This window comes from Candidatus Curtissbacteria bacterium (genome assembly GCA_024654445.1).
Taxonomy (GTDB): domain Bacteria; phylum Patescibacteriota; class Microgenomatia; order Curtissbacterales; family GWA2-41-24; genus JANLHP01.
On record JANLHP010000013.1, the window covers coordinates 22,176 to 48,656 of the forward strand.

General features: G+C 41.0%; 38 protein-coding genes. 33 read left to right on the forward strand and 5 right to left on the reverse strand.

Translation table 11 applies throughout. The annotated features are described in order from the left end of the window. Positions 1-19 precede the first annotated feature (19 nt). The 20 genes from NUV69_01150 to NUV69_01245 all read left to right on the forward strand — a co-directional run bounded on the left by NUV69_01150 (position 20) and on the right by NUV69_01245 (position 13,485). On the forward strand, positions 20-349 hold the full coding sequence (locus NUV69_01150; protein ID MCR4324273.1) for a hypothetical protein: 330 nt from the start codon (positions 20-22) through the stop codon (positions 347-349). A 119-nt stretch (positions 350-468) separates the two neighbouring features. Next, complete coding sequence (gene rpsB, locus NUV69_01155; GenBank protein MCR4324274.1) at positions 469-1,272, forward strand: 30S ribosomal protein S2; 804 nt, start codon at positions 469-471, stop codon at positions 1,270-1,272. A 54-nt stretch (positions 1,273-1,326) separates the two neighbouring features. Then, positions 1,327-1,785 carry a translation elongation factor Ts gene (gene tsf, locus NUV69_01160; protein ID MCR4324275.1) on the forward strand — a complete coding sequence of 153 codons (459 nt, stop codon included), beginning with the start codon at positions 1,327-1,329 and terminating at the stop codon, positions 1,783-1,785. A gap of 6 nt (positions 1,786-1,791) precedes the next feature. Beyond that, entirely contained in the window at positions 1,792-2,208 is a 417-nt protein-coding gene (locus NUV69_01165; GenBank protein ID MCR4324276.1) for a hypothetical protein, read from the forward strand. Position 2,209: 1 nt separating this feature from the next. Continuing rightward, positions 2,210-2,755 (forward strand): ribosome recycling factor, encoded by a 546-nt coding sequence (gene frr / locus NUV69_01170; protein MCR4324277.1) that lies wholly within the window; start codon positions 2,210-2,212, stop codon positions 2,753-2,755. 158 nt (positions 2,756-2,913) lie between these two features. Beyond that, positions 2,914-4,023 carry a M50 family metallopeptidase gene (locus NUV69_01175; protein ID MCR4324278.1) on the forward strand — a complete coding sequence of 370 codons (1,110 nt, stop codon included), beginning with the start codon at positions 2,914-2,916 and terminating at the stop codon, positions 4,021-4,023. Positions 4,024-4,047: 24 nt separating this feature from the next. Further along, the gene (locus tag NUV69_01180; protein ID MCR4324279.1) at positions 4,048-5,298 is read left to right on the forward strand and encodes a His/Gly/Thr/Pro-type tRNA ligase C-terminal domain-containing protein; all 1,251 of its coding nucleotides are present in this window, start codon (positions 4,048-4,050) and stop codon (positions 5,296-5,298) included. 38 nt (positions 5,299-5,336) lie between these two features. Next, positions 5,337-6,449 carry a hypothetical protein gene (locus NUV69_01185; GenBank protein ID MCR4324280.1) on the forward strand — a complete coding sequence of 371 codons (1,113 nt, stop codon included), beginning with the start codon at positions 5,337-5,339 and terminating at the stop codon, positions 6,447-6,449. A 42-nt stretch (positions 6,450-6,491) separates the two neighbouring features. Then, complete coding sequence (locus NUV69_01190) at positions 6,492-6,626, forward strand: hypothetical protein (GenBank protein MCR4324281.1); 135 nt, start codon at positions 6,492-6,494, stop codon at positions 6,624-6,626. 54 nt (positions 6,627-6,680) lie between these two features. Continuing rightward, a complete protein-coding gene (locus tag NUV69_01195) occupies positions 6,681-7,346 on the forward strand; it encodes a hypothetical protein (protein ID MCR4324282.1) in 666 nt (221 codons plus the stop codon). A gap of 184 nt (positions 7,347-7,530) precedes the next feature. Further along, entirely contained in the window at positions 7,531-8,370 is an 840-nt protein-coding gene (locus NUV69_01200) for a hypothetical protein (protein MCR4324283.1), read from the forward strand. Positions 8,371-8,425: 55 nt separating this feature from the next. After that, positions 8,426-8,764 (forward strand): HIT domain-containing protein, encoded by a 339-nt coding sequence (locus NUV69_01205; GenBank protein ID MCR4324284.1) that lies wholly within the window; start codon positions 8,426-8,428, stop codon positions 8,762-8,764. A 36-nt stretch (positions 8,765-8,800) separates the two neighbouring features. After that, positions 8,801-8,989 carry a 30S ribosomal protein S21 gene (rpsU, locus tag NUV69_01210; protein ID MCR4324285.1) on the forward strand — a complete coding sequence of 63 codons (189 nt, stop codon included), beginning with the start codon at positions 8,801-8,803 and terminating at the stop codon, positions 8,987-8,989. After that, positions 8,989-9,438 (forward strand): GatB/YqeY domain-containing protein, encoded by a 450-nt coding sequence (locus NUV69_01215; protein MCR4324286.1) that lies wholly within the window; start codon positions 8,989-8,991, stop codon positions 9,436-9,438. Before rpsU ends, NUV69_01215 begins: the two co-directional genes overlap by 1 nt. Before the next feature lie 16 nt (positions 9,439-9,454). Then, positions 9,455-9,844 carry an rRNA maturation RNase YbeY gene (gene ybeY, locus NUV69_01220; GenBank protein MCR4324287.1) on the forward strand — a complete coding sequence of 130 codons (390 nt, stop codon included), beginning with the start codon at positions 9,455-9,457 and terminating at the stop codon, positions 9,842-9,844. Positions 9,845-9,859: 15 nt separating this feature from the next. Continuing rightward, entirely contained in the window at positions 9,860-11,464 is a 1,605-nt protein-coding gene (dnaX, locus tag NUV69_01225) for a DNA polymerase III subunit gamma/tau (protein MCR4324288.1), read from the forward strand. Then, positions 11,461-11,874 carry a hypothetical protein gene (locus NUV69_01230; protein MCR4324289.1) on the forward strand — a complete coding sequence of 138 codons (414 nt, stop codon included), beginning with the start codon at positions 11,461-11,463 and terminating at the stop codon, positions 11,872-11,874. Before dnaX ends, NUV69_01230 begins: the two co-directional genes overlap by 4 nt. Before the next feature lie 42 nt (positions 11,875-11,916). Beyond that, positions 11,917-12,534 carry a hypothetical protein gene (locus NUV69_01235; protein ID MCR4324290.1) on the forward strand — a complete coding sequence of 206 codons (618 nt, stop codon included), beginning with the start codon at positions 11,917-11,919 and terminating at the stop codon, positions 12,532-12,534. Continuing rightward, positions 12,518-12,790: a hypothetical protein gene (locus NUV69_01240; GenBank protein MCR4324291.1), complete on the forward strand. Its 273-nt coding sequence runs from the start codon at positions 12,518-12,520 to the stop codon at positions 12,788-12,790. The genes NUV69_01235 and NUV69_01240 overlap by 17 nt, the downstream gene beginning before the upstream one ends. A 59-nt stretch (positions 12,791-12,849) precedes the next feature. Next, positions 12,850-13,485 carry a hypothetical protein gene (locus tag NUV69_01245; protein MCR4324292.1) on the forward strand — a complete coding sequence of 212 codons (636 nt, stop codon included), beginning with the start codon at positions 12,850-12,852 and terminating at the stop codon, positions 13,483-13,485. A gap of 27 nt (positions 13,486-13,512) precedes the next feature. On the opposite strand, the gene NUV69_01250 is transcribed toward NUV69_01245, so the two are convergent. Further along, a complete protein-coding gene (locus NUV69_01250; GenBank protein ID MCR4324293.1) occupies positions 13,513-14,547 on the reverse strand; it encodes a Fic family protein in 1,035 nt (344 codons plus the stop codon). A 172-nt stretch (positions 14,548-14,719) separates the two neighbouring features. On the opposite strand from NUV69_01250, the gene NUV69_01255 reads away from it, so the two are divergent. The 4 genes from NUV69_01255 to NUV69_01270 all read left to right on the forward strand — a co-directional run bounded on the left by NUV69_01255 (position 14,720) and on the right by NUV69_01270 (position 17,004). After that, positions 14,720-15,328, forward strand: coding sequence for a hypothetical protein (locus NUV69_01255; GenBank protein MCR4324294.1), 609 nt, complete (start codon positions 14,720-14,722; stop codon positions 15,326-15,328). A gap of 104 nt (positions 15,329-15,432) precedes the next feature. Continuing rightward, positions 15,433-15,870: a hypothetical protein gene (locus tag NUV69_01260; GenBank protein ID MCR4324295.1), complete on the forward strand. Its 438-nt coding sequence runs from the start codon at positions 15,433-15,435 to the stop codon at positions 15,868-15,870. A gap of 65 nt (positions 15,871-15,935) precedes the next feature. Then, positions 15,936-16,493 carry a hypothetical protein gene (locus tag NUV69_01265; protein ID MCR4324296.1) on the forward strand — a complete coding sequence of 186 codons (558 nt, stop codon included), beginning with the start codon at positions 15,936-15,938 and terminating at the stop codon, positions 16,491-16,493. Between the two features lie 91 nt (positions 16,494-16,584). Further along, positions 16,585-17,004 carry an FAD synthase gene (locus NUV69_01270; GenBank protein ID MCR4324297.1) on the forward strand — a complete coding sequence of 140 codons (420 nt, stop codon included), beginning with the start codon at positions 16,585-16,587 and terminating at the stop codon, positions 17,002-17,004. A 245-nt stretch (positions 17,005-17,249) separates the two neighbouring features. On the opposite strand, the gene raiA is transcribed toward NUV69_01270, so the two are convergent. After that, on the reverse strand, positions 17,250-17,603 hold the full coding sequence (raiA, locus tag NUV69_01275) for a ribosome-associated translation inhibitor RaiA (protein ID MCR4324298.1): 354 nt from the start codon (positions 17,601-17,603) through the stop codon (positions 17,250-17,252). Positions 17,604-17,720: 117 nt separating this feature from the next. Here raiA and NUV69_01280 point away from each other — a divergent pair, with 117 nt between their 5' ends. From NUV69_01280 to NUV69_01315, 8 genes are all read left to right on the forward strand, one after another. Further along, complete coding sequence (locus NUV69_01280) at positions 17,721-18,005, forward strand: YbaB/EbfC family nucleoid-associated protein (protein ID MCR4324299.1); 285 nt, start codon at positions 17,721-17,723, stop codon at positions 18,003-18,005. Between the two features lie 23 nt (positions 18,006-18,028). After that, on the forward strand, positions 18,029-18,625 hold the full coding sequence (gene recR, locus NUV69_01285; GenBank protein ID MCR4324300.1) for a recombination mediator RecR: 597 nt from the start codon (positions 18,029-18,031) through the stop codon (positions 18,623-18,625). A gap of 80 nt (positions 18,626-18,705) precedes the next feature. Next, positions 18,706-19,215 carry a hypothetical protein gene (locus NUV69_01290; protein ID MCR4324301.1) on the forward strand — a complete coding sequence of 170 codons (510 nt, stop codon included), beginning with the start codon at positions 18,706-18,708 and terminating at the stop codon, positions 19,213-19,215. Between the two features lie 52 nt (positions 19,216-19,267). Further along, on the forward strand, positions 19,268-19,486 hold the full coding sequence (locus NUV69_01295) for a hypothetical protein (GenBank protein MCR4324302.1): 219 nt from the start codon (positions 19,268-19,270) through the stop codon (positions 19,484-19,486). Between the two features lie 5 nt (positions 19,487-19,491). Continuing rightward, positions 19,492-20,349 carry a Fic family protein gene (locus NUV69_01300; GenBank protein MCR4324303.1) on the forward strand — a complete coding sequence of 286 codons (858 nt, stop codon included), beginning with the start codon at positions 19,492-19,494 and terminating at the stop codon, positions 20,347-20,349. Then, the gene (cysS, locus tag NUV69_01305) at positions 20,339-21,760 is read left to right on the forward strand and encodes a cysteine--tRNA ligase (protein ID MCR4324304.1); all 1,422 of its coding nucleotides are present in this window, start codon (positions 20,339-20,341) and stop codon (positions 21,758-21,760) included. Before NUV69_01300 ends, cysS begins: the two co-directional genes overlap by 11 nt. Positions 21,761-21,831: 71 nt before the next feature. Continuing rightward, positions 21,832-22,503 carry a 6-phosphogluconolactonase gene (locus NUV69_01310; GenBank protein MCR4324305.1) on the forward strand — a complete coding sequence of 224 codons (672 nt, stop codon included), beginning with the start codon at positions 21,832-21,834 and terminating at the stop codon, positions 22,501-22,503. Between the two features lie 87 nt (positions 22,504-22,590). Beyond that, positions 22,591-23,538, forward strand: a complete 948-nt coding sequence (locus NUV69_01315; protein MCR4324306.1) for an NADP-dependent phosphogluconate dehydrogenase — start codon at positions 22,591-22,593, stop codon at positions 23,536-23,538. Here NUV69_01315 and zwf read toward each other — a convergent pair whose 3' ends face one another. The 3 genes from zwf to NUV69_01330 form a co-directional block, all read right to left on the reverse strand. Further along, positions 23,539-25,032 carry a glucose-6-phosphate dehydrogenase gene (zwf, locus tag NUV69_01320; GenBank protein ID MCR4324307.1) on the reverse strand — a complete coding sequence of 498 codons (1,494 nt, stop codon included), beginning with the start codon at positions 25,030-25,032 and terminating at the stop codon, positions 23,539-23,541. Positions 25,033-25,076: 44 nt separating this feature from the next. After that, entirely contained in the window at positions 25,077-25,622 is a 546-nt protein-coding gene (locus NUV69_01325) for a Gmad2 immunoglobulin-like domain-containing protein (GenBank protein ID MCR4324308.1), read from the reverse strand. Between the two features lie 68 nt (positions 25,623-25,690). Then, positions 25,691-26,044, reverse strand: coding sequence for a phage holin family protein (locus NUV69_01330; GenBank protein ID MCR4324309.1), 354 nt, complete (start codon positions 26,042-26,044; stop codon positions 25,691-25,693). A gap of 76 nt (positions 26,045-26,120) precedes the next feature. Between NUV69_01330 and NUV69_01335 the strand changes: the two genes are divergently transcribed. Then, positions 26,121-26,477 (forward strand): hypothetical protein, encoded by a 357-nt coding sequence (locus NUV69_01335; GenBank protein MCR4324310.1) that lies wholly within the window; start codon positions 26,121-26,123, stop codon positions 26,475-26,477. Positions 26,478-26,481: the final 4 nt, after the last annotated feature.

Below are 26,481 nucleotides of genomic sequence, written 5' to 3' on the forward strand. Positions count from 1 at the left end.
TTGTTCAAATAAAGGTGAGTTGGAAAAAGTCCAGCCGCTTTTTTTGTTGGAAATCATGAGTGATAGAGAATTTAGACTAGGGCATAGCGATGAATCTATTAAGCGTGCTACTGATAGTAGTGGTCAGGCCAAAGATGCACAGATTGGGATAGACCGAGGACTGGTGCTAGACACTACTTCGGTTAAACCGCCGCCGCCGCCCGGTACAGGCTGGATTTTTAGTGAGGAAAAAGGCGGATACGTTAGAGCGAGTGGCAGAGATGCAAACCATGTTCTAGAGTCAGGTGATCCAAAGATGGCCCGCATGGGGTTTGGAGAACCGCCCACAAAGGGTCGTCCAAGGAAATAGAGAGCCTACAACTAATTTGCATAAAATTGTTAGTCTTGATATAGTTTCACGATCACACACGCAAGGTTAGCTCCTTGACTACAGTTACCTTGCGGAGGCGAAAAAAGGAGCAATAAAATATGAGTAATATTCCATCAATGCAGGATTTGCTGGAAGCCGGAGTTCACTTCGGTCATCAAGTACGTCGTTGGAACCCCAAAATGAGGGATTATATTTTTACGGCAAGAGATGGCGTGCATGTGATCGATCTTGAGAAAACTTACCAGAAACTGGAAGAGGCCTGTGAGTATGTTAAGAAAGTCGGTACAGAAGGCGGAAAGATTTTATTTCTTGCTTCCAAAAAACAAGCAAGGACAATAATTATCGAAGAAGCTGTCAGGTGTGGCGCCAACTATATGACGGAAAGGTGGATCGGTGGTCTACTCACAAACTGGGAACAAACTAGCAAGAACATTAAGAAGTTAAACGATCTTAAATTGAAAAGAGAAGCGGGAGAATTTAACGAAATGACGAAAAGAGAAAGAGGGTTGATAGATTTGGAAATTGCCAAGCTTGAGAGGTTTTATGGTGGGGTTGTCGATTTAACTCAAGTTCCAGACGCAATTTATATCGTCGATGTTAGAAAAGAAGAAAACGCTGCAAAAGAAGCAGTTAAGCGAGAAGTTCCTGTTGTTGCAATTGCAGACACTAATGCTAATCTGGATTTAGTAACGTATCCGATTCCGGGAAACGATGACGCGATTAAGGCAATAAGAATAATCACGGCAGCTGTAGCTGATGCATTTCTTGAAGGAAGACAGGTTTTTGAAAAGAAAAGCATTAAGGAAAAATTAGATCAAGAAAAAGCGGCAGAAAAGGAAAAGAAAGCTGCTGAAATGGCGGAGAATAAATCTAGCGGAACTATGAATAAGAATATTCTTTGATGCAAAGAATATTCTGCGGTCCTCGGCTTTGCCTGCGGGCCTAAAGAATCTACAATGAGTATCGACATAGATCAAATAAAAAAACTTAGAGAAAAGACAGGGGTTGGGATCGCTGATTGTCGCAAGGCGCTAGAAGAGGCCGGTGGCGATCTTAAGAAGGCAGAAGAGCTTTTGGAGAGTTGGGGAATTGATAAGGCAGCTTCGAAATCTGACCGAGCTGTTGGCGCTGGTGCAATTGAAACCTACATTCATTCTGGTGGTAAAGTTGGTTCGATGGTCGAGATTAACTCTGAGACTGACTTTGTAGCAAGGACAGACGAGTTTAAACAACTCGCCCACGAAGTTGCGATGCAAGTTGCCGCAATGGACCCGAAAGACGTCGAAGAACTTTTAGAGCAGGAATATATTCGTGACTCTTCCAAAAAGATCGCGGATTTGGTAAAAGAAACTATAGCGAAAGTCGGAGAAAACATTGTTATTAAAAGGTTTATGAGATTCGAACTCGGTCAATAATTTACGATGGTCGAAGCTGTTGTCAGCGCTATAAAAACCCCTTTTGATATTTTAAGTGGTCCGATCCCAGATGAAGTTTATTCCGATAGCGACGGGAATTTCAGTTTGAAGGGTTTTGAAGACAGCTTAAGGTTGCGTCGAGAAGTAATTAAAGCACAACTTGATGATGTGCGGACACTCTCCCCAGGTCTCTACTGGGATGCTTCAGATTTTGTAGGTTTAATAATTGATATTGACAGATATGAAGGTTATTTAAATGGACAAAATCATGTAGGTGCACAAACTGCGCTTGATGTGTGCAGAGCGGGTGCTAACACCATACAGGAAAATTACAGTAAAGATGGAAAGTTTTCGGAGAGTGAAGGAGCATTTAGAATAATGATTGCTAGATTCGGAGAGCTGAGAGAAATTTCTATCGCATAAGATGTTAAACGAAGCAAGGAGCCGTATGGAAGCGGCAATTTCCCATTTAAAAAACGATATTGCCCAAATAAGAACTGGTAGGGCAAATACTTCTTTAGTTTCCGAAATTGTAGTAGATGCCTATGGGTCTAAGATGATGGTAAAGGAGCTTGGGCAAATTACGACGCCAGAGCCAACGGTTATTTTAATTTCTCCTTGGGACAAATCGATAATCACAAATATCGTTGGTGGTATTACTAAAGCTAACATTGGTCTTAACCCGGTTGTAGATGGGGATGTCGTGCGAATTGCCATTCCGCCGCTTACCACAGAAAGGCGTGAACAGTTTATAAAACAGATGCACGGCATTTTAGAAGAATATCGAGTTCAGGTAAGACAAATAAGACAGGATGTTCGCGAAAACTTGAAAAAACAAAAAGAATCTGGCGATATGAGCGAGGACGAAGAGGTAAGGCAGGAAGCTGAACTGCAAAAACTACATGACGAATATATTGAACTTATTGAAGTTGTTGGCAAAGGCAAGGAAGAAGAGCTAAGGGTGATATAGAAGTATCACAGGTATGACAAGTACTAGAGAGGTATCACAAGAATTTTTATGAACGAAAAAGATTTTCGAAACGAGCTGAGATATACTACTTCACTGATACTTCACAAGATTGTTTAGCCTTTGATACTTGTGGTACTCTTGATACTCTTGATACTTTTATGATATCTGTTTTAGTGTTTATTTTAATTCTTTCTATTTTAGTTATCCTGCATGAGCTCGGGCATTTTATTATGGCCAAAAGGGCGGGTATCGGTGTTGAGGAATTCGGGTTCGGGCTGCCGCCCAGAATTTGGGGTAAAAAGATTGGGGAGACTCTCTATTCTATAAACTTGTTACCATTTGGTGGTTTTGTAAGGCTTGTCGGGGAAGACCCTACCGACGAAAAGAAGAATGCGAAGAATAGTTACTACAACAAACCTGCTTTGCAAAGGGCACTCGTTGTTATTGCAGGTGTTGTTGTTAACTTTATCCTCGCTGTTGTGATTTTTTATGTAGTAATTTTCTCTTTAGGATTCAAGGTAAGTTTACCCTTACTAGTCGATCATGATTTTAAATTTGTTAATCAGTCGAAACAAGTTCTGGTTACAAATGTCGCGCCGGATTCTCCTGCAGCGAAAACAGGGATTAAACCGTTGGAATCGATAATTTCTGCAAATGGAGAAAAGGTCGAATCAATCGAAGAACTGCAAAGCATAATCAGGACAAATCGTGATTCGCAAATAGAATTAGTCTTAGAGGATCCCGCAAATAATAAGACAAGGACTGTTTCGGTAACGCCTACTTTTGACGAAAAAGTGGAGGCTCCAATAATTGGAGTGGGGCTAGACCAGCTTGCCGTTTTGAGATACGAAACCTTACCCCAAAAACTTTTTGCGGGATTTGGTCATAGCTACAATACGATTGCTTATTCAAAAGCAGTTTTTGGAGAACTTATTGGTTATTCATTAAAGAATCGTGATATAACGCCCGTTAGCGAGGGGGTTTCTGGACCTGTTGGAATTGCCTCGATTACTTCTCAGGCCGTTAAGCTTGGCCCGCTTTCAGTTTTGCAGCTCGCAGCACTTCTTTCTTTGAACCTTGCTGTTGTAAATGTATTGCCAATTCCGGCGTTGGATGGTGGAAGGTTCTTCTTTATTATTATTGAAGCGATAACTCGCAGGCGAATTTATCCAACTGTGGAAAAATGGGTACACGCGGTGGGATTTGTACTTCTGATCGGTCTGATTATTCTCGTAACTTACAATGATATTCTTAAGTTGGTTAGGTAGAGGGCCGCGATATATAATTATTTCATGCGATATAGTCAGCTTTTTGGTAAAACATCACGCCAAGTCCCGAGGGACGAAGGCTCTATTAACGCGAAGCTTTTAATTCGGGCAGGCTTTATTCGTAAAGAAGTTGCGGGAGTTTATAACTATCTGCCGTTGGGACTTCGAGTACTAGAAAAAATCTCCAACATTGTTAGAGAAGAAATGAATGCTGCGGGGGGGCAAGAAGTAAAGCTTGTATCTCTTCAAAACAAAGACAGTTGGGAGAAAACCGGCAGGTGGAAAAAATTCGATGCGCTTTTTCAGGTCAAAAGCAGGTATAAAGCTGAGTATGCTTTGGGCCCGACTCATGAAGAAGTAATCGTGCCGATCGCGACAGAGTTTGTAAAGTCGTATAGAGATTTACCATTTTACGTTTACCAAATACAAAACAAGTTTCGCGACGAACCAAGAGCAAAAGGTGGGCTTTTACGGGGACGTGAGTTTTTAATGAAGGATTTATATTCGTTCCATGCAACAGAAGCTGAAATGTTGGAATATTACGAGGTTATGAAAGGTGCATACAAAAAGGTTTTTGAAAGAGTCGGATTGGACGCTATTGAAACGAGGGCTGACGGAGGGACTTTTTCGGAATTTTCCGACGAATATCAAGTTATTTGTGAAAGTGGCGAAGATGAAATCATTTATTGTCCTGGGGGAGATTATGCGGAGAACTCTGAAATTGCTCAAGCCAAAGAAGGTCAAGAATGCGTTTTGGGTCACGGATCCTTGAAGCGGGCAAAGACTATTGAAGTTGGAAATATTTTTCCGTTAAGGGATAATTTTTCTAAAACTTTTGGCCTCACTTTTAAAGATAAAGATGGAAAAGAACAGCCTGTGATGATGGGTTGTTACGGTATCGGGATTTCCAGGCTGATGGGGTCGATCGTTGAGGTTTTCAATGATGACAAAGGGATTACTTGGCCAAAAGGGGTTAGTCCTTATGACGTTCATCTTGTGCATATTGAAGATCCGGGAACTGAGCAATGGGCAAAAGAAACTTACGAGAAATTAACTAAATCCGGAATTGATGTTTTATGGGATGACAGAGAAGATGCTAGTGCAGGACAAAAATTTGCAGATGCTGATTTAATTGGGATTCCAGTAAGACTTATTGTTTCCAAGAAGACTGGAGGAAGTAAAGTTGAATGGAAAGAAAGAGCGTCCAAAGATAGTGAATTAATAAGTCTGGATGAAGCCGTTAAGAGAATAAGCAGTTCTGGCCAGCCTCGTTAGACTTGTTGTAAGCACTTAGTGTAAAATCTTCCTTTAATATGTCGTATCAAGTAACAAAAGGTGCAAAAGGCAAAGTGGACGTAAAAGTCGATGTTCCAAAGGACGAATTTGACCAAACTTACGACCAAGTTCTTGCTGCTTTAGGACGAGATGCAAAAATAGCAGGATTTAGGCCTGGTAAGGCTCCTAAGGATGTTCTTGTTGGACATGTTGGTGCGAACAAAATTCTCAATGAAGCAGCCGGTTTTTTGATAAACAAACACCTGGGAGAAGTTTTCGAAAAGGAAAAGTTTTTCCCAATAGATTCGCCTAAAATTTCGATTTCGACCCTGGCCCCAGGTTCTGCTTTTTCTTTTACGGCCTCTTTTACTCAGAAACCCCAAATTAAAATTGGTGATTGGAGAAAGATAAAAATAGAGAAGGTTAAGCCCAAAGCGATTGCGAATACGGACGTAGACGAGTCGATTAAAAATATTTTTGAAGCATGGAAGAAACAAAAAGCTTCAAAGGAGCCAAAAGAGCCAGAGGAGTCAAGAAAGTTTATTTATGACGCGCGAGGCGAGAAAATATTTTTGAAAGATGAACCAAAGAAGTCAGAAAAAAGTGGAAGTCCTTCGACTAAAGCTCAGGACAAAATTGATGACAATTTCGCAAAAGCGATCGGAGCGAGAGATCTAGCGCACCTAAAAGAACTTGTCAGGAAAGATCTGGAGACTATTGTTACGGATCAAGTGGAAGCGAAAGTGGAGCAAGAGCTTTTTGAAAAGTTGGTCGAAATGACTGAAGTTGAGGTGCCGGAGATATTAGTTGACGACGAACTCAATAGGATTTTAGTGAGGCTTTCTTCGCAACTAGAACAGCAAGGAAGGGATTTAGATTCTTATCTTAAAGAAGAGAAAACGACGATTGATGAGCTTAAAACTAAATGGAGAGAACAAGCAGAAAAGAATGTTAAAACGACACTGGTAATGGATAAGATCGGGAGAGATGAGAAAGTTTCTGTCTCTCAAGAAGAAGTTGAGACTGCACTCAGAGGGGTTGGAGAAGCAAATTTGACCGACGAACAAAAAGCGGACATGGAAAGATACGTAACGCTTTCTATATTCCAAGCAAAGACTTTGGACTTGGTTAAAAAAGCAGTAGCTTTATAAATTCCCCCTAAAATTGATTCAAGGTGTATAATTAGCCTCCAAATGAGAGAAAGGGTTGGGCCATTTTTAAGGAATCCAAGGAGAGTTGCGTTCAGCTCTGGGGTTCTTGCCGCAGCGTTTTTCTCAGGCTGTGTTGACTCAGACGCACCGGATAATAAGGTATCAACGCCTACATAAACCCCAACGGCAGGTCGACAATTCGAGAGAGCAACTTCTACTCCTGAGCCCACCGTGGTCACAAAAACCCCAACTGTTGTTTCACCGAAAGCATCACCTGAGCCCCAAGCAACTGCTTTGGCAGGAAACGATAGCGGAAGAGCATTGGAATTGGACGGTTTTGGCGACGATGCGGTCAAGTTTAACGGAGAGGGTTATGATTTCACTGCTTTGCCTGTTCGAGTAGAAGCAAGAATCAAACTCAACGAATCACTTACACCTGGATTGTCTAGGTTCGAAGGCGATACCGTGCTTGCAAAAGACGAAGCGATTGCTTTTTTTGCTGCCTTAGCTGCTTGTCCTGATGCAGGAATGGCTTTAGTTATTGATGACGGAGATCCAGTTTGCGGGCCAAAGGTCCAACGTGGCGTTTGGAAGGACATTGGTTTTGTTTACGACGGGGAAACTGTCACTTTTCTTCAAGGTGGAAAGGAAGTTGAAAAAAGAGATTGGCAGAGCCAGGTTCCCCTTGAGAATGGATTAGTAGTTATCGGAAGGAGTTCTGAAGGAATTACTCCTAAGATATGGAATGGGTTTATGGACTTTGTTTGGGCGGCAAACAAAGATGGGGTTATTTTTATGGTGGTTTTTGATAGAGATTTTTACGATTCGGTGAAGAATAGAGCTGGGACACCTGAAGGAGACGCAAAGATTGTTACAGTAACGGATAATTTACCTTGATAAAAACAAGCTAAAGTTTTAGAATGAAGAGTCGATTCGATGGCAACTAGGTTGTCTGAGTTCCGTCATTGCGAGAAGCGGAGCGACGAAGCAATCTAATTAGAGTTTGAGATTGCCACGCTCATATATTCGCTCGCAATGACAAAGAATTATGCTTGAATTAGAGAGGATGTGCATTACTTGATTGGCAAAAACCATTGTTACCCATTTTTCTCCAGATTTTGACGGAATACCCGCGATTTGGTTATTGAAAAAATTTCATCCCGATTTTAAAAACGCCAACGTCGTCTTTTGCCCTGCAGGAGGGACTTACAATAACGAGTCGGTAGACTCTAATCCGGACATTGTTCATGTCGACACAGGCATGGGGAAGTTTGACCATCATCAAACGAATGATTTTACTTGTGGAGCTCAGCTTGTTTACGAGCATTTAGTCAAAGAAGGATATGTAGCAGAAGATGATGAGGCCTTGGCTCGAATGGTCAAGATTTTTACCGAGGTAGATCATGCATGGGACGTTTACAAATGGCCAGAACCGGAAAGTGACAGGTGGGAATTTGGGTTGCCGAGCATTTTAGTTGGTTGGAAGGTCAATTTTCCGAAACAAGACGAAAAGTACGTTGAGTGGATGATGTCGCCGCTGGACGCGATTTACAGGATTATGCAGTTTAAAGTGAAGGCGGAAAAAGAATTAGAAGAGGGTAAGGAATTTAAGACGCGCTGGGGAGAAGGAATTGCGATGTATACGCCAAACGACGCGGTTTTGGATGCCGCTATTAAAAAAGGGTTCGCGCTTGTTGTCAGAAAAGACCCAAAAAGAGGTCATGTGCGAATAACTGGTTCCAATAATCACAAGGTCGACCTAACGCGCGCGTACGAAATGTTTCAGAAGAAAGATCCCAACGCAACGTGGTTTCTGCATGCCTCCAAAGTTTTACTTAGAAACGGGTCGACCAGAAATCCCACTATGAAACCGACTAACCTTGGGATAGATGAAGTAGTTGAGGTTCTGGAAAAAGCGTAATATGCTTAAAAAAACTAAATGGTTAGTCAAAGAAGGAGCTTTACGAGTTAAATATATGACCACAAAAGATTGTATTTTTTGCAAAATAGTAAGCGGAGAAATTAAATCTAATTTGATCGCTGAAACTAAAAAGGCGATTGCTATTCATGACATTAACCCTGTTGCTTCAACTCACATTCTTATTATTCCAAAAAAGCATATTGATTCGGTTTTGACAGTAAGCGAGGAAGACAGCGGGGATATAATAGAGTTATATAGAGTTGCGAAAAAGATAGTGGAAGATAAAAAACTTGATGCTTTCAGACTGACTTTTAATGGCGGGAAATATCAACATGTGCCCCATTTGCACATGCATTTGATATCAGGAAGTAAAGTAGAATGGTCAAGACTTTAAAGAAAATCATTATATGCGAGAGGAAGGTGATTTTATATGGCTACTAAAGTCGTAGCACAACCAGGCGAATCAGTAGATTCACTAATTAGAAAATTTAACAAAAAGGTCCAAGCCGAAGGAATTTTAATGGAGCTTAAAAAAAGAGAGCATTATCTAAAGCCTTCTTTAAAGAAGCAACAAAAAATTCAGATGGCTCGTAAAAAATTTATTAAGAGAAAGATTTAATGTCACTTTTAGATACTATCAATTCTGATTTGACTGCCGCAATGAAGGCGAGGAACCCGACTGTGGTTTCCTCCCTTAGAATGGTGCTTTCAAACCTTAAGACCGCTGCAATTGCCAAGGGTGCAGACTTGGAAGACGACGAAATTGTTTCGGAGATATCAAGAGTGGCGAAGCGACACAAAGAATCGATTCAAGCTTTTGAAAATGCAGGTCGAGCGGAACTTGTTGAAAAAGAAAAAAAGGAACTGGCAGTAGTTTCTAAGTACTTGCCTGAACAAATGAGCGATGAGGAAGTAAGTAGGATTGTAGATGAAGTTATTGCCCAGACGGGTGCCGCGACGATTGCAGATTTGGGCCGTGTAATGAGCAGCGCAATGATTAAGATAAAAGGCCAAGCTGATGGTTTCGTTGTTTCTGCCTTAGTTCGCGAAAAATTATCCGCTAAGTAATTTTATGTTGACTGTTTTGATTCGGACTGATACCCGATATCCTGTTAATAGAAAGGCTATAAGAAAGGCAGTTTTTGACACTTTTCTGAAGCATGGAATTGTCTCCAGTTGTGAGGTCTCTGTTTTTATTGTGGGGGAGCGAAAAATGAAAGAGCTTTCAGAGAAATATTATGGTGATAGCGATCTTCACGAAGTATTTTCGTTTCCGCTCGAGGACTCTGAATCCTCGTCAGAAAATAGGGGTTTTGTTAATTCGCCTGATGACAAATTGAGACTGGGTGATATAGTGTTATGCTGGCCGCAGGTTGTTATGCTTGCCGGCCAGGAAGGCATAATGGTGGACGAAGAAATTTCCTTCTTAACCGCTCACGCTGCCGAGCATTTACTTGGAATTCATCACGAGTAACAGGATCTATTTAACATGACCGTTTTCTACCGTAAATACCGACCGCAGAAATTTTCTGACCTTGTCGGTCAAGAAAATATAAAAGAAATACTTTTGGCACAGTTGTCATCTGGCAAGATAAGTCATGGATATTTATTTTCCGGGCCAAGAGGTACGGGGAAAACTTCAACTGCTAGAATTTTTGCAAAGGCCGTAAACTGTCAGGCCTACCAGAAACCAGTTACCAGAAACCAGAAACTGAATTTTGGTGAGCCTTGCAATAAATGTATTTCGTGTAGGGCGATTGTTGATGGTTCGCACCTTGATCTGATTGAGATTGACGCCGCTTCCAACCGGGGCATCGAAGAAATACGAGACCTTCGGGAAAAAATTAAACTTTCGCCTGTTTTTTCCCAGTTTAAAGTGTACATAATAGACGAAGCGCACATGTTGACGACCGAAGCGTTCAATGCGCTTTTGAAAACTTTAGAGGAGCCTCCTGCACATGCAATTTTTATTCTCTGTACAACAGCTGTTGAAAAGTTGCCTCAAACGATAATTTCCAGACTTTCCAGAATAAAGTTCGCAAGAGCAAACAATGAATCGATAATTCGTGCACTCGAAAAGATTGCCAAAAGCGAAGGAATAAAAGTTGACCGTGATGCCCTTGTCGCAATTAGTAGAGTAGCAGATGGTTCTTTTAGAGATGCAATTTCAATTTTCGATCAGGCTGCTGCAAGTGGGCTAGGTGTTACCGCGGAGCAGATAACAAAATCGATCGCAGTTTCTGGCTGGAACCAGACTTCAGAAATTGTCGGTTTTCTGATGCACAAAGATTTGAAGGCCGCGATCGTTTTGATTGATGATTTTGCCAAAGAGGGAGGGGATGCCCAGCTTTTAACTAGAGAAATTATTGCAGTTGTTGAAAAAATTCTCTTTTTAAAAATCGGAGTTGCCGATACTCTTTCAGACTTAGATTCTGCGCGCAGAGAAAAGATAAACTCACTTTCCGAAGACATAAGTTTTGCGGATGCTCAAAATCTGCTCAAGTTACTTTTAATTGCAGAAGGCGAAATGAAACTTTATCCGCTGCCAAAAATTTCTCTGTTTCTAGCTTTGTGTAAATATTGTGGTGATAACCTTCCTCAAGAGCAGCTTGCAGTCAAAAGAAATGAAAGAGTTGCTGAAGAGCCCAATTTGGAAGAGAAAAAATCAGGGAAAGAAAAAGTTGAAGTAACTGTTGATACTGGAGGGGATTCTGGCGAGATAAAATTAAGTGCAAAAGGTAAGGTGGGGTCACTATCTAACATAGAAGATAAGTGGAAGCACTTTTTGGAGAAAGTGCGGCCCGCAAACGCTCATCTTGTTGCGCTTCTTCGTTCAACTAGACCGATGGAGTTTGATGGTGTTAATCTAGTACTAGAGGTTTTTTACAAATTTCACAAGGAGAAGTTAGAGGAACCCAAGATAGCAAAATTGCTTGAGGAAACGTTATCTGACGTGTACGGTCAAAAGATCAGTCTAAGAACAGTGCTTGCACAAAAAAGGTCAAAGTTACCCACACCGGTTGAAAAAAGTGACGTTGTTGATGTTAGCAGCGAAGATCTCTCTAAACTTGCCCAAGAGATATTTTCTAAATGATCAAAAAGCTTTACCTTATAGTTTTTATTATTTCTCCGCTTGTTCTTTCCGGTTGTCTGCCTAAGATTGGTGGGGGAGAGAAAAAGGCAGAAGCTGATCAATTTGTTCAAGGTTCGGTGGTTCCGAGTTTTCCTCAGACTGTCCCTTTATATAAAGATGCTAAGACCGTCGAGTCTTTTGAGAGCATGGATTCTTGGGGAGCGAGTTTTGTAACAGAGGAAGATTTAAATAAGGTGGTTGAATTTTATGGAACGAGCCTGCCTGCTCTTGGTTGGGAGGCAGATCTTAAAAAAAACGCTTCTTATTTTACTTACAATATAAAAAATGAGCAGTACGTTGGTACAATTGTTATAAATAAGGCGTCTGACGGCAAGCGGACCGCAATATTAGCTTCTCTTACTACCAGATAAAATTTGACGGCCAATTTTTGGGTTGATAAGATTGAATTGTCCATGAAGAAGGTATTTCTTTTGCCCCTTTTCGTAATTCTCCTTGCTGTTTTCTCTTTTGATGCGTTTGCAATTTCCAACGACCAGTCTGTTGGGAAAATGGGGGAGAGGCTTGAGGAGTTAAGGCTAAAGAGGCAAGAGATCCGCGACAGGAATTTAGAAAAAAGACAAATGTTGCAGGAGAATTTACAAGAGAATAGGGAAGCGAAGAAAGAACAGTTCAAAGGCGAGGCGGCTACAAGGATTAGAAATGCCTTTGCAGTAATCCTTAGGCGTTATAATGCAGCTCTTCTGAGATTAGACAAAATATCCGAAAGACTTGCTTCGAGAATTGACAAGCTTAAGGCCAAGGGGGTTGACACGTCAAAGGCGGAAGCCGATCTAGCAGCAGCCGAGGCAGCCGGGGCAGAAGCGCAAGCTGCAATAGACGCCGCCCAAACTGCTGTTGACTCGATAGATACGTCGTCTGGTGATGTAAGAAGTGTGGTTTCTGCGGCTAAAGATGCGGTAAAAAACGCGAAAGAATCTCTTAAGAAGTATCATAAGGCATTAGTCCTTGTAACCCGAGACCTAAAGGCATCGGCTGACTTAAGAAGCGAAGAAGGTGAACATGCAAACTAGAAAATCTGGGCTTTTAAATTTAATAATACTTATTTCGGTGGCGGTTGTTGGTGCTGCACTGTTAGTGTTTGGTGTTTTAGACTTAGGAGACTTCAAGAAAAATAGTGGCATAAGCCAAGATGAACAAGTTAGACGGTTAGAGACCTTAGGAGGGTCGGACGAGGTTGACGATATAGAAGTTTATCTTAATGACACTGATGTTGAGAATGTCGACAGTGAGTTAAGCGAGGTAGACGAATCTCTTCAAAGTCTCTGAACCCAGCACACTCTCTTGACAAAGTCCTATAGTTAAGATACCATTCGTTGATTATGGCAATGAATTACATTGAAGCCCCCAGAGGAGCTTCAAAAGCAAATCTTGAACAATATGCCAATGGTATTGGCCAAATGGAGCAACTTGCCCGAAGCCTTCAATCTCAAGAACTACTTCCAGAAAGATTTGCACCAGAACCATCAAGGCTACGCACTTCTCTAGAAGGTAGAGTCCGTCAGGAAACCCTTACGATTGGCGGTAAAACTTCACAAGAACTTTTAGGAGCACTAACTCAAGGTGGTTTTAGAATCGGCTCTTATGCCAGAAGCATGATGGAAAGTCCTGCTTTCACCACTTTGCCGGAACCTCAAGAAATAGACCTAGTTCGCTTACAAGTTAAAGACTTAGGAATCAGCAAAAACATACCCACAACCGATGAAATATACGCAAAAGCTCAAGAATTAGGTCTTGACCTTTGCCCTGCCGAAGTCGGCCCTCAATTACGTCTTAAATATAAGGATCAACCACGCGGAGAATGGGTTACTATAGGAATGAAGCAAATTCCTGCTTCCGATGGCTATCCTAATGTGTTTGAAGTTGGTCGCCATGGTCGTGGGTTATGGCTCCCTAGCCGTTGGACTAGGCCTGACCTCTGGTGGAATCCCGGCGATCAGTTTGTTTTCAGTCTCCGCAAGTAATCTTGGCTTCTTAAACTCTTAAGTTCTTTATTTTTCCTTTAAAACATAATAGGTTGCCCGTCCACGACCTTTTCTCTCAATTAACCCAAGCTCAATTAGTTTTTTAAAATCAAGCGCTCTTGTTGCTTTTGCACGGCTTGTGAGCTTTGCATAAGCCGGGTCGGCAATAAAGCCTTTTTCGCGAATGTACTCAAGCATTTTAAGGTGGTATGGTTGCAGCTCATTATCAGGATTTACCGCAGACTGCGGAAGCATTTTCTGAACCCGCAAGAGTTCGTCAATAATCCCTTCTGTAAAATATTCAAGCCAATTAGTAAAGTCTTGCTTGTCAACAATCTCGTAATAATTACCAAATTCTCCAACCGTCTGAAAGTATCTTGTGACATTTTTGTTGTAATAGTTTTCAAAGCTAAAAAGATTAAACGTATTGAGTCCTAAAGCCGCCAGTAAAACTTTTGTAACAAGTCTGGTTGTTCTCCCGCTTCCATCCATAAACGGGTGAATTACAACCATTTGTTTATGAAATACACCAGCAAGAATTAGAGAGTCAATTACATTTATATTTTCATTTATGAACTTGATTAAATCCTCAAGTAGCAACTCCACATCTTTGACATCAGGAGGAAGATATACCGTCTGTCTTGTTCTTGAATCATTTACAACAACTGCTTTTTCTCTAAGCTGCCCTGACTCAAAAGACGGAAGCAAGCCTGCTGTTATTTGTTTTTGAATGTTAAGAATGAGACTTATAGATATTTCTATCGTTCCTTCGGCAAGCTTTCTGTTTAGGTCTTGCAGCGCTTGATTGTAATTTAATACTTCGCGCTCACTGTCCCGAATATGGGAAGGTTTTGATTTAAGAATCTTTTTGACCTCTGTTAGTGGTAACGGATTTCCCTCAATGCTTGTTGAAGCATAACTTGAGACTTCACGCGCACTTCTCTCAAGTTCAAGAAGTACTACGTTTGAGAAATGTTTATTATTGAGATTGGAAACTAAAGAGTCAATTCTTTTGATGTTTGCTAAAAGCTTGTCTGTGATCGTATATCGAGGCTGAAACATATTAGTATATAGACGAATTATAGACGATTATTAGACGATTTGTAATAGTTGACTAATTAAAGAGTCAGGGGTCACCGATAGATGGAAAGTAGAATAAAACCAGTCATTCGATAAAAGAAGAAAATTCTGGTATTAAACGTAGTGGAAACTTGATATATAATTTGGTAATATTATGGAAAGTTCAGAAGCGGCTACTCAGCTGCTTAAAAACAAATATAATCTTCATAAAAGCCCAGAAGTAGATAACGCTGCGAAGCGTACAAAAGCACACACAGGCGAGAGAATTCCCCAAGACCCATTACTTCGTATTCAAAACTACTTGAATCGTTTTCACGAAATTACAGATCGACCTGACGCAGACGATCGTGAACACGGCATGGATGCTGCAAAAAGATTTCTTCACTCAAAGTATGTCATTAAACCAGATGAGGTCCCAGAAGGATATTTTGAAAACCAGCAACGCCAGGCACGCGAACTTGGACATGGGGATATTGAAATAACAGGTGACATGCGAACTCAATTAACAGATGTTCTTGTCGCAGATCAAAAATCAAGTCTTGATAAATGGGTTGATTATCTTTCCTCGCCGGACGCTCCCTACCCTGATAGTTTAAAATATTTTACCCTCAGAAGCATTCTTACGATGGGTGATTACGATAAAGAAAGACACGCATTTACGCAAAGATCAAAAGGCACGGTTAAACCATTTCCAGACCTCAACCGAGAGGCACTTGCCTACGGGTATAAGTGCCCTTTTTGCTTATTGACACGGCTTCTATAAAAGGTTTATTACAAGACTAGTTTAAATCCAAAACAATTTTCGTATTTTAACAACCAAAAATTATGCGAGCTGCCCGTGCAGTTTTTCGCACCCTAAAAATTAAAATGAAGGAGAAATTACAGCACACAAAACGCAATAATCTAAAGGTAAACTGGAGAACTGTTTGGTACTCTGTTTTGATTTGGCTGATGGGAATTATTGTTGGCGGATTTGTTGTTTTGCCTTGGTATTATTTAGTTTTCCCCTTAATTGTTTTATGGACTACTGTTGTTTACTTTAACAGCAAAAGGTCCGAAAAGAGTTTCAGGGCTGGTCTTTGGATTTCTTTGTTTTGGTTTTTTTCTATTTGTACTTTAGATTTTATTGAGATCATTGGTCCTTATTACTTTGATGTGCCATTCTATTTTTCGGATTCAAGAAACTGGTTGAAATATCCCTTAATTCTGCTTGTGCCCGTAATTTACAGTTTGGTTTTGGAATCTTCAAGATTTAGAAAGCCCCCGCGCCGTGTCCTTGCGCCAAAGTTAAGTGCGGATATTTAAATCTCTTGCTGTTGATTCGACGCTTTGAGGTATGTTAACCTTAATTTTAACGAAATCCCCAAACAATGCGAGATCTTTCGAAGACACAATATCGTGATCACAATAAGCTTGCTTCACTCAAAAAATACGGGAAAATTTTTATAATCGTTGCTTTTATACTTGGAGTTTTCTTCGCTGTTACTTCTACTTTTAATATTTCAACACCTGGTGGCTCCGCGGTGGTATTGAGAGAAGCCCCTAGAGGACTTACTCCCGTTGGAGGCAGTAGCGAACTTTCAGGTGTTGCGGAGGGTGGCGTAGAGCTTACCAAACAGACGGCAACATTACAGGATGTGGAATATGGTGGAGAAGCAAGAGGAAGTGCAACAAGGTCTTTTGGTGGTGGAACGTATATCCTTACTGTTTCTGCAACGCTTCCGGATCCGACCAATAACTTATACCAAGTATGGCTTGCAAATGGAAGCCAAGCACTACCAATCGATTATATGAGTGGTTCCAAAAATAGTTGGAGCCTGTCACTTCGAGATACAGATAAATATTCCAACTATCGGGAGATCTGGATTACAAGAGAAATAACAAAAGATTCAAAACCCGAGTTACACGTATTGGAAGGCTCCTTTTAACGTTCATAGTTGATCGTATATCGTTCATCGCAATTTAAGTTTCTTCTTTGATTGACTACTCCCCATCAACCATTTACGATTAACGATTAACATGAAGCGAGTGATGGTTTTCGGCGCATTTGACGGATTGCACCCCGGCCACATTAATTTTTTTAACCAAGCCATAAAGCATGGTGATTATCTGATTGTTTCTGTTGGAACTGACAAAAACGTTTTTAAAATAAAAGGCAAGAAACCCTTGTTCTCTCAAAACGAAAGGCTATCGCTTGTGGAAAACGTCGCCTTGGTGGATAAAGCAGTTCTTGGTGCGGAAGAAGATTTTTACGGAGAACTAAAAAAATACGAACCAGATTTTATTTGTTTGGGCTACGATCAGTGGGCGAGTGAGGAAGAGGTTAGTCACGGTTTAAAAAAAGCTGGCCTTTTAAAAACTAAAGTCGTAAGACTTAAACCCTATAAAGAAACTAAAGCTAAGTCAACTCATTTGAAAAAGCGCTCAGTAGATTTCTAAGCATTTTCAAGGTGATAAAGTTCTGGTGTTGCTTTCGCTGCCAGAATAACATTATCATCTTGTCATTCCAGCGAGAGCTGGAATCCACTTCGAGTAAGGGGGAATCAAAATATCAAGGTCTTCAGGTCGGCGAGTAATTCATTTATGGATTCTGAATCTAGTTCAGAATGACGGAGGTCCCTCGAGGAAACCTCGGGTTCCTCTTAAAGTTCTAGTAGGGTGGAAAGGTCGAGGTGGCTCGACATTTAGAAAGGAAATCTTTTAGCAATTTTTGTTACGATTCCTTCTTTGTGCTGTTTGGAAATTTTTTTCTCCTTAACTTTGACGAGAAGTCTCTTCATTCGTTCAACTGCTTTATCTATGGCTTTGTCCACCGAGTGTTCAACGTCTACAATCGAAAGATTTTTTCCTGGTATGTCTATTTCTATCTCACAATAGTAATCTTGTTCTTTGTCGCGATGAGATTTTTGTGATATCAAACGGACTTCAATTAGGTCTATTTTGGAGTGGAATTTAGCTAACTTTTTTACTTTTTCTTTTGCGTATTCTTCTACTTCTGGGAATTCTTTGAGGTGAATGCCGGAGACTATTATATTCATTGTGGTAATTTTATATTAACAATTGACAATTAACAATTAACAATTTACCATTTACTTCGATATGTTTGATCCTTCTTCGTCAAGATTTAGGAGGACAAGTAAGTTAGGAGTATAAAGATGTTTGACAAGTTACAACAATTAAAAGAACTCAAAAAGATGCGCGATGACGCGATGCGGATTCAGAAGGCGCTCGACGAGGAAGTCGTAGAAATTGAAAGAAATGGTGTTAAGGTCAAACTAACACTCGCTCAAAGATTTATCGAAATCAATGCAAATGGTCATGACGATAGCGATGTCGTTGAAGCTGTAAACGAAGCTGTAAAAGAAAGCCAAAAAGAGGCAGCCAAAAAGATGCAAGGCATGGTTGGTATGGATGGCCTCAAGGGCATGTTCGGGCAGTAATTGTTTGATATACTTCTTTCTGAGTGAAAGTTCCAAAAAGTGTTGCTAATTTAATCGAAGCTTTTGAAAGCTTGCCTGGGATTGGCCCAAAGACCGCGGCGAGGCTTACTTACTATCTTCTGCACGCTCCGGACTCGCTTTCCGAAAAACTTTCGGAAGCCACACGCGATTTAAAAACAAATACTAAAATTTGTTCTATTTGCCAGAATATTACAGAACATGACCCGTGCGAGATTTGTGAGGATGCCGATCGCGATCAGACGATTATTTGTATCGTGGAGGATCCGCTGGATGTTTGGGCGATAGAAAAATCCGGAAGTTTTGGAGGTTTATACCACGTTTTGCATGGAGTAATTGCGCCTCTTGAGAATGTTGGTCCAGAAGACCTTAGAATAAATGAACTTTTGAGTCGACTTAAGGATGAAAAAGTAAAGGAACTTATTATGGCAACAAACCCGTCGATGGAAGGTGAAGCAACAGCAATGTACATTCAAAGATTAGTAAAACCTCTGGGATTAAAAGTTACGAGAATCGCCAGGGGAATTCCTATCGGTGCAGAGTTGGAATACGCAGACGAGGTTACAGTCCGCAGAGCTCTCGAAGGTCGCAAAGACTTTTAAGATGAATAACGAATTAAGAATTATGAATTAAGGTTTCAAACCATAATTCATAATTCAAGATTATACGCTACAATGGAATCATGGGTGACGGCGACGGATTTGGTTCCCAAATTTTAGATACTGTAGGTGAAGTTGGTGGGGCAGTTGGGTCTGAACTTAAAAAATTCGGCAAAAGTGCTGCATCTCAGGTTACGGGTGGTCAAGACTCTTCTTCTAATTCGACAAATAATTCCGCAAAAAATAAATCGAGTAGCCCTGGTGACAATCCCGTAGGTGAATTTAAAAAGGTAGGCCAATCTATAGTTGGACAGATAAGCGGGCGAGAGCCAAGGCACGATGAAATAGCCGAAATGAAAAAGAATGACGATGAATTTTCGGAAGCCGAACATTCTGCTGTTGCTGTCAGAATTCAGCAGATTTATGAGGAACATGCGGCCAAAAGGGCAAGTGAAGCAAAAAAAGAAGAGATGGTAGAGGGGCGAAAAGAAGAGGTGAAGGCTGAGAATCTAGAAGTGCAAAAGAAACAAGAATTCACTAACAGCGCAATCCAAAAAACACGCGCAGAGATCAAGAATTATGGAGCGGAGTAATTTTTGCAAGGCCGACTTTACTTAGAGCGTAATAAAAACTAAAATTTGACCGATGACACAGGAGAGAAGTGGTGAAAGACTACAAGGGAAAGGCCAAAACGGTGTCCCCGGCGGCGGATTATCGCCAGAATTAAGAGACATATTGGAAGGTCAAAGTCTGGAAGCTGAAGTCGATGCAGCCATAGATGCAGTACTTGAAGAAGGATATCAAATGGCACGGGAAGAAATGTTAAAAGTAATTCAAGAAATGAAAAAAGATCCAAGCAAATAAACCTGATGCAAAATCTTGAAGGTTCAGAGAATCTGTCTTTGTCTGAGGATGGTGAAAAGAGAAAAATAGCAGAAGGTGGGATGTTAGCGGCGCATTTCGTTAGAAAAGTGTCAATGGGGAGAAAGGTGGATGGCAGGAGATACGGTTTTGATGGTGATTACGTAAGGGCAATTAATAAAAGGGTGGCCGCCGGTGCTGACTGGGGAGGTCGGCTTAGGGAGGAGAATTTAGGTATAGATGAATTTGATGCCGTAAGCTGGCATGAGGTGCCGACAAGATTTTATTTGTATTCTAACTGGTTGGACACTCAGATGAGAGAGGTTACATCCAACCCTGATGATATTGTTCTTGCTCTCGAGACTGCTGCAGCTGCACATTACGGGCTTACTCAACCAGAGCTCCATCCTTTTGCGTTTGGAAATGGTAGAACTGCAAGGGCTTTGGTCAATGGAATTTTAATGACCTGTGCTGATGAGCTTAGGCTCTACAAAATAGCTCTCCCTCCAATTCCAATTCTTCGAGATTACAATGAGGATCGAGATCGGAGATATATAAAAGCCTTAAGGTCTGTCAGGGAAACTGGAACACTTAATCCCTTAATGACTGTTTTGGCCAACAGATGGTCTCAAAATTTAGGAGAACTTTTGGAAAGAATCCACAAGGAGCTTGGGATTCCTAAAAATCCAGCTGATAAAAGAATGATCGAAACCTTGGAGAGGAGAAAAGATAGGCTCGATGAATTTGCTGGTCATTCCGAAAGCTCGAATAAAAATGTACAAAAAAAAATGAAGAATGGTTATCATCAGTACTGGGTTCCCAATTACTTTGATCCGGTTTGGATGAAGGGTGGTAGTGGCAATTAAGCTTTATAATTTTCTCCCCAAAAAAGTAGAAGAGTTTAATCCGATCAATGCCAAGAGCGTCGGGATGTATACCTGTGGCCCGACGGTTTACGACTATGTCCACATTGGCAATTGGCGTACCTTTGTTTTTGAAGACGTTTTAAAGCGTGTTTTGAGATTTAATGATTTTGATGTGACGCATGTTATGAATATAACCGACATCGACGACAAGATAATTAAAAAAGCCGCTGATGAAGGAGTCGACTATAAGAAGATAACAGAAAAATTCGAAGAAGCGTTTTTTGATGATTTTGAAAAATTAAATATAGAATCCGAAGAGGATGCACCGAGAGAAGTTCGTAGAGAAACAAATATGTTCGAACAGTATCCTAGGGCAACCGAGAGTATTGACGCAATGATAGTCCTGATCCAAAAACTTCTCGAAAAAGGTGTTGCCTACAAAGGGGACGATGGAATTTATTTTTCGGTTGAAAAATTTCCAAATTACGGTAAACTTTCTGGGCTTTCTAAAGGTAATTTGAAAAAGGGCGCGAGGGTTAACGCTGATTTATACGATAAAGAAAGCTGGGCGGATTTCGCGCTTTGGAAGTTCCCTTCTTCGCCAAAGGCTTCGGGAGGGCAAGTAAAAAAGGAGCCCAGTTGGCCGGCGCCATTTGGAGAAGGTAGACCGGGTTGGCATATCGAGTGTTCTGCTATGAGCATGAAAGCTCTTGGCGAAACGTTTGATATCCATGCCGGTGGTGTAGATTTGCTGTTTCCTCACCACGAAAACGAAATTGCGCAAAGTGAGGCGGCGACCGGGAAGAAATTCGTTAATTATTGGATGGAGGGTGAGCATCTACTTGTTGAGGGAGAAAAGATGTCTAAAAGCTTGAACAATATTTATACGCTTGCCGATATTTCTGAAAAAGGATTTGATACTCTCGCGCTCCGCTATTTGTTTCTGACGGCACATTACAGGTCTAAACTTAACTTTACTTGGGAAAGTCTACAGGGTGCGGGCAATGCGCTGAACAATTTGCGGGAGGAAGTCGCCAGTTGGAATGAGGTCGAAAAGGAGGCGTGGGAAGGTTTACCTGATTTTGAAAAAGATTTTAAAAACGCGATCAACAACGATTTGGACATGCCGCGAGCAGTTGCTGTGATGTGGGATATGGTTAAAAGCGATAATCCAACTGTTCGAAAGCACGAATCAATTTTGGTGATGGATAAGGTTTTGGGGCTTGGGCTGGAGAGAATTAAAAAAGCAGAATTGCCAGAAGGCGCGAAAGAACTAATTGAAAAAAGAGAGGCAGTGAGGAAGACGGGAGATTTTGAAGAGTCGGATAATATGAGGGGAGAGTTAGCAAAGATGGGGGTTGAGGTTGAGGATACACCGCAGGGGCCAAAGTGGAAGGTCAAACAGCGATAACTTCACAGGACGAGACCACTCTATTACTCTAGAGTATTAGAGTGATTTATACTGCATGATAGTTCATAGAAATGATTGATGTCGTTAAAGTTAAAAATCGAAATGAGGGGCAAGACAAGGCGCATGATCTTTTAAAAAGGTTAGTCGATGATAAAACTCTGCTGGCCCTTAGCGGGGGAACTTCTCCTGATTATAAACGAATGATTGTTAAGCCAGGCGATATTAGACCTGGGGCAATTTGCGTTGTAGACGATCGGTTTGGAAAACCATTCCATAAAGACAGCACGGAGTTTCTTCTAAAAGAATCAGGCGTCAAAGATTGTGCAGACGACTATTGCATGGAAGCTCACAAGATTTTAAAGGGGGAAGATCTAATAACAACCGGGAAAATTTATGCGGAAGAAATCGAAGAATTATTTGGAAGGTTTAGTAAAAGGGTCGGTCTAATGGGGGTTGGGACAAATTTACATACTGGTGGAATTTTTCCTTACAGTTTGGCTGCAAAATCTCCGGAGCTTGCCGTTGGGGAAACAGTTGATGATAAATACAAGAAGAGGGTTTCAATAACCCTAAAAGCATTGGGGCAATTTACTGGCTTTATAATTTTGATGTTTGGAAAAGAAAAAAAAGATGCAATTAAAACAATGCTAGATGAAGCGGAAAATGATATGCAAAAGTATCCTGCGATTTTTTACAGAAAATCGAAAATCAAATCTTACTTAATTACAGACCAAAACGTATAAATATTCTTCGAGTGAGCGTAGCGAATCGAGAAGTTTTTATTAAAGTGAGTTCTCGACAAGCTCGAATAATATTATTAATATAAAGTGATGAAACTTGGATTCATAGGCCTAGGCAAAATGGGTAACAGAATGGTCATTAAACTTCTTGGTGAAGGACATGAAGTTGTAGTTTGGAATAGAACAAAGGCGAAGGTCGATGAGCTAAAAGAGGAAGCTGCTAGTAATTGGAAACTTTCTGACGCTGAATCAGTTGCTGACCTAGTTAAAAAAGCTGGCGGAGATGAGCCGGGGCCAAGAATTATTTGGTCGATGTTACCAGCAGGGGAAGCGACCGATGAAATTCTTGAGGAAGTTGGAAAGCATGTAAAAGAAGGCGACATTGTAATTGACGGAGGGAACTCTAAATTCACAGATACTGACAGAAGATTTGGCGAATTTACATCAAAAGGAGTTGAATATTTGGGTATTGGAGTTTCCGGTGGAATTATAGCAGTAGAAGAGGGTTATCCTCTGATGGTTGGCGGAAGTTTGACTGCTTACGAATATATCGAGCCGATTTTAGATTCTCTGGCAAAACCTGGGGGCGGACATCAATATTTTGGAGAAGGTGGAGCGGGGCATTTTGTGAAGATGGTTCATAACGCAATTGAGTATGGGATTATGGAATCTATTGGTGAAGGATTTGGGCTGTTGGCCGAGTCTCCACACAATTTGGATTTATTGAAAGTAGCACAGCTTTACCAAAAAGGGACACTGGTTTCTGGTTTTATGATGGCGAGGACAATTGAAGTTTTGCAAAACGATCCAGAACTGAAAACTATTAAAGGAATAATAGGCAAGGCTTCGTTTGAGACTATTTGGGCTGTCGAGGAAGCGAAAAAGAGGGATTTGATTTTTGACATTATTGAGAGATCCCTTGAAATTAGAAACGAGTCCGAAAAAGATCCTAAAATTCAAAAATCTGTTGCTGCCAAGATAGTTGCCGGCCAAAGAGATGCTTTTGGTGGTCATGGTGTAGAAAAGGAAGAGAAATAATTAAATCTTACAGATAGTGAGAATCGGTTGGAGCCACTCGCGGCCATCTTTTTTAAGAATTTCTTCTGCTTCTTCGGCCCCCCATGTTCCAGGTTTATAAACGGTTAAAGGTACTTCGTTTTTGCTCCATGCTTCCTCTATAGGATCTATGACTTTCCAACTTTCTTCTATTTCTTCCTGAGAAATAAATAGGCTTTGATTACCAAGTATTACGTCAAGCAGTAGTCTTTCGTATGCTTCTGGTTGCGGGGTATCGAATGAAGTTTTGTAGCAGAACTCCATAGCAACGGGTTCGAATTCGCTGGTAAGCCCTGGTTTTTTGGCGGTGAGCCTGATGCCGATGCCTTCATTGGGCTGGATTTGAATAGTAATCGTGTTAGGAATATTTGGATTTTCGAAACCTTCAAATATTTTGTGTTGACGATCTTTAAATTGAAGAATGATCGAGGTTACCTTTCCAGTTAATCTTTTTCCAGTTCTTAGGTAAAAAGGGACTCCTTGCCATCTTTCATTTTCTATAAATAACTTTGTCATAGCATATGATTCCGTTTTTGAGTTTGGTTCTATGTTTTCTTCTTCCAGATATCCTTCGTACTGTCCTCTTACTGTGGAAGTTTTGATTTCTTCGGGGGTTAATTTTTTAATGTTTTTAATTACCTCTAATTTTTTTTCTTTTATCGATTTGGACGATGAGTCTTCTGGCTCTTCCATTGCAATTAGCGCAAGAAGTTGAATAATGTGGTTTTGGATAATATCTCTTAATGCTCCTGTTTTATCGTAAAACGCACCACGTTTTTCGACGCCAATATTTTCTGCCGTCGTTATTTGGATGTGGTCTATGAACTTGTTGTTCCAAAGAGATTCAAACAGTTCATTTGCAAATCTGAAGGCGAAAATATTTTGGACAGTTTCCTTGCCAAGATAATGGTCTATTCTGTAGATTTGATCTTGGACAAAATATTTAGAAAGGACTTGCGCTATTTTTTGCGCAGATTTTAAATCTTGTCCGAAAGGTTTCTCGACAATTACAAGCGGCTTATTGTCGTTATGGTTTTGACACGCGAGGTGCAGACCATTTTTCCCTAAATTCTCGACCGCTTCTTCCAAGATGGTTGGAGAAATTGCCATGTAATAAATTCTTTTGACGCAGCCTGCAGCCTCTTTTTCAAATTCGCTGATGGCATTTGTTACTTCTGTTAGGTTTTTGTCTTCTGCAACATCCAAGGGGACATATTGGATCTTTTCAAAAAACGATGGGATTTTCTCTTTATCAACAGCGCTTAGTGATTCGTCAACAATGGCCCTGAAATTTTCGGAAGAATGTTCGGTTCTTGCTGCCGCTATTATTTTGAAAGCGGTTGGTAAAAGATTCGCCTTGTAAAGCTTAAAAAGAGCCGGAAAAATCCTCTTTCTTGCAAGGTCTCCAGTTGCGCCAAAGACTACAAATGTAGCTGGGGACTTTTTAATATTTTCGATCTCGGATGTGGTTGGCATTAACTCATTTTACAACACAAAGGTGATCGGGGGACGAGTGGCGTTTAATTAAACTTGATGTGTACGATTTGGAGGTGTTGTGAAGAACCGTCGTGGCCTGAAGGACTAAAAACCTCTACTGTTCCTGTAGACGTTGTTGAAGGTTCAAAAACTACTGATGCTTCGAACGGGCACGCGTCGTAGTCCATGCAAGCAGTGGCGCTTCCAAGACCTAGAATATTGCCCTTTGCATCTTTTACTCTAATTTGTACATTCCCCTCGAAAACATTGGCCTGCCCTGATACCTTGACTGGCGAAGAAACTACTGATTTTGACAGGGGTAGATTAACTGTTATGCCGACATTTCTAACTTCTTGAGTGTCTGAGCCGGTTGCCGGTTGTGACGGTGGTGTTGTTCCCGCGATTGGAGTAGGAGAAACCATATTGCCAAAGCCACCCGTGGGTGATGGAGTTGCGACTACTAGTGGTGTAGGTGTGGGACTTTTGGGCTTGTTAAGGACCCTGCTTCTGAAAAGTTGGAAAACGCCAATTGAAGCAAGGATAAGAATTGCTATTACTACTAACCCGACTTGGAAACTTCTTACATTCATATCAAATTAAAGGGGACAGAGGAGCAGTCGAGTGGCATTTTATACCAGGATGTTATCTAAAATCAAGATTAGGCAGCTTTAACGGGGAACATTACGAAATGAATCAATGTGCTGATGAGCCAAAGAACAACAGCGGCGAGCAGGGCTGGGAGCCACCCGTCGATTGCAAAACCTGGGACAACAAGAGAAACTCCATATATCAAAGCCGCATTAATAACGAAGGTGAAAAGCCCTAGAGTGACCATATTTATGGGTAGGGTTAAGACAACGAGAATGGGTTTTATGAAAGCGTTAACTACTCCGAGGGCTAAAGCTACGACTAAAGACGTAACGAAGTTGTCGACATGAATCCCTGGAAGATAAGACGCAACGAGAAAAATTGCTAGTGCGGAAAGTAACCAACTTGCGAGAATGCTTACCATCAAATTTAGTATAGCACTCCATTAATTCCTTGCAAATATTGCGCCTTTTTTGCCGTAGGAGTAGAATTTTAAGTGCATGAAAGCCGATTCCTCTTTGATTCGCACCCTCTATCTTTATGGTTTTTCTCTCGTCGGTCTTGTTCTAATTGTAATCGGGACGGTAAGGCTTATTGATTTGGGTCTTAAAACATACTTGTTTAAACAGGCGGATACTTTTGTTGCATATCCAGCATATCCTCCAGAAAAAGTGGGAGAAGATTCCAGGGAGATGACTGAAGAAGAAAGGGTAAAGCTTAAACGTGAACAGGAAGAGGCGGAAATTAAAAATGCTAAAAGCAGAAAACAGGCCACGGCATCAAGTTCGATTGCAATGATAATAGTTGGTGCTCCGCTTTTTGCGTATCACTGGCGCTTGGCCCGAAAAACTTTCTAATTAT

Bases quoted from the DNA above. Each gene is read 5' to 3' on its own strand.
- NUV69_01255 (MCR4324294.1), top strand. From the start codon at position 14,720: ATGGAAAGTTCAGAAGCGGCTACTCAGCTGCTTAAAAACAAATATAAT.
- NUV69_01165 (MCR4324276.1), top strand. From the start codon at position 1,792: ATGGTCGAAGCTGTTGTCAGCGCTATAAAAACCCCTTTTGATATTTTA.
- NUV69_01180 (MCR4324279.1), top strand. From the start codon at position 4,048: ATGCGATATAGTCAGCTTTTTGGTAAAACATCACGCCAAGTCCCGAGG.
- NUV69_01280 (MCR4324299.1), top strand. From the start codon at position 17,721: ATGTTTGACAAGTTACAACAATTAAAAGAACTCAAAAAGATGCGCGAT.
- NUV69_01335 (MCR4324310.1), top strand. From the start codon at position 26,121: ATGAAAGCCGATTCCTCTTTGATTCGCACCCTCTATCTTTATGGTTTT.
- NUV69_01205 (MCR4324284.1), top strand. From the start codon at position 8,426: ATGACCACAAAAGATTGTATTTTTTGCAAAATAGTAAGCGGAGAAATT.
- NUV69_01185 (MCR4324280.1), top strand. From the start codon at position 5,337: ATGTCGTATCAAGTAACAAAAGGTGCAAAAGGCAAAGTGGACGTAAAA.
- frr (MCR4324277.1), top strand. From the start codon at position 2,210: ATGTTAAACGAAGCAAGGAGCCGTATGGAAGCGGCAATTTCCCATTTA.
- NUV69_01230 (MCR4324289.1), top strand. From the start codon at position 11,461: ATGATCAAAAAGCTTTACCTTATAGTTTTTATTATTTCTCCGCTTGTT.
- dnaX (MCR4324288.1), top strand. From the start codon at position 9,860: ATGACCGTTTTCTACCGTAAATACCGACCGCAGAAATTTTCTGACCTT.
- NUV69_01325 (MCR4324308.1), bottom strand. From the start codon at position 25,622: ATGAATGTAAGAAGTTTCCAAGTCGGGTTAGTAGTAATAGCAATTCTT.
- NUV69_01330 (MCR4324309.1), bottom strand. From the start codon at position 26,044: ATGGTAAGCATTCTCGCAAGTTGGTTACTTTCCGCACTAGCAATTTTT.
- NUV69_01265 (MCR4324296.1), top strand. From the start codon at position 15,936: ATGCGAGATCTTTCGAAGACACAATATCGTGATCACAATAAGCTTGCT.
- NUV69_01250 (MCR4324293.1), bottom strand. From the start codon at position 14,547: ATGTTTCAGCCTCGATATACGATCACAGACAAGCTTTTAGCAAACATC.
- NUV69_01215 (MCR4324286.1), top strand. From the start codon at position 8,989: ATGTCACTTTTAGATACTATCAATTCTGATTTGACTGCCGCAATGAAG.
- NUV69_01175 (MCR4324278.1), top strand. From the start codon at position 2,914: ATGATATCTGTTTTAGTGTTTATTTTAATTCTTTCTATTTTAGTTATC.
- NUV69_01295 (MCR4324302.1), top strand. From the start codon at position 19,268: ATGACACAGGAGAGAAGTGGTGAAAGACTACAAGGGAAAGGCCAAAAC.
- NUV69_01315 (MCR4324306.1), top strand. From the start codon at position 22,591: ATGAAACTTGGATTCATAGGCCTAGGCAAAATGGGTAACAGAATGGTC.
- NUV69_01290 (MCR4324301.1), top strand. From the start codon at position 18,706: ATGGGTGACGGCGACGGATTTGGTTCCCAAATTTTAGATACTGTAGGT.
- zwf (MCR4324307.1), bottom strand. From the start codon at position 25,032: ATGCCAACCACATCCGAGATCGAAAATATTAAAAAGTCCCCAGCTACA.
- NUV69_01300 (MCR4324303.1), top strand. From the start codon at position 19,492: ATGCAAAATCTTGAAGGTTCAGAGAATCTGTCTTTGTCTGAGGATGGT.
- raiA (MCR4324298.1), bottom strand. From the start codon at position 17,603: ATGAATATAATAGTCTCCGGCATTCACCTCAAAGAATTCCCAGAAGTA.
- NUV69_01190 (MCR4324281.1), top strand. From the start codon at position 6,492: ATGAGAGAAAGGGTTGGGCCATTTTTAAGGAATCCAAGGAGAGTTGCG.
- NUV69_01260 (MCR4324295.1), top strand. From the start codon at position 15,433: ATGAAGGAGAAATTACAGCACACAAAACGCAATAATCTAAAGGTAAAC.
- rpsU (MCR4324285.1), top strand. From the start codon at position 8,801: ATGGCTACTAAAGTCGTAGCACAACCAGGCGAATCAGTAGATTCACTA.
- tsf (MCR4324275.1), top strand. From the start codon at position 1,327: ATGAGTATCGACATAGATCAAATAAAAAAACTTAGAGAAAAGACAGGG.
- NUV69_01310 (MCR4324305.1), top strand. From the start codon at position 21,832: ATGATTGATGTCGTTAAAGTTAAAAATCGAAATGAGGGGCAAGACAAG.
- NUV69_01245 (MCR4324292.1), top strand. From the start codon at position 12,850: ATGAATTACATTGAAGCCCCCAGAGGAGCTTCAAAAGCAAATCTTGAA.
- NUV69_01235 (MCR4324290.1), top strand. From the start codon at position 11,917: ATGAAGAAGGTATTTCTTTTGCCCCTTTTCGTAATTCTCCTTGCTGTT.
- rpsB (MCR4324274.1), top strand. From the start codon at position 469: ATGAGTAATATTCCATCAATGCAGGATTTGCTGGAAGCCGGAGTTCAC.
- NUV69_01270 (MCR4324297.1), top strand. From the start codon at position 16,585: ATGAAGCGAGTGATGGTTTTCGGCGCATTTGACGGATTGCACCCCGGC.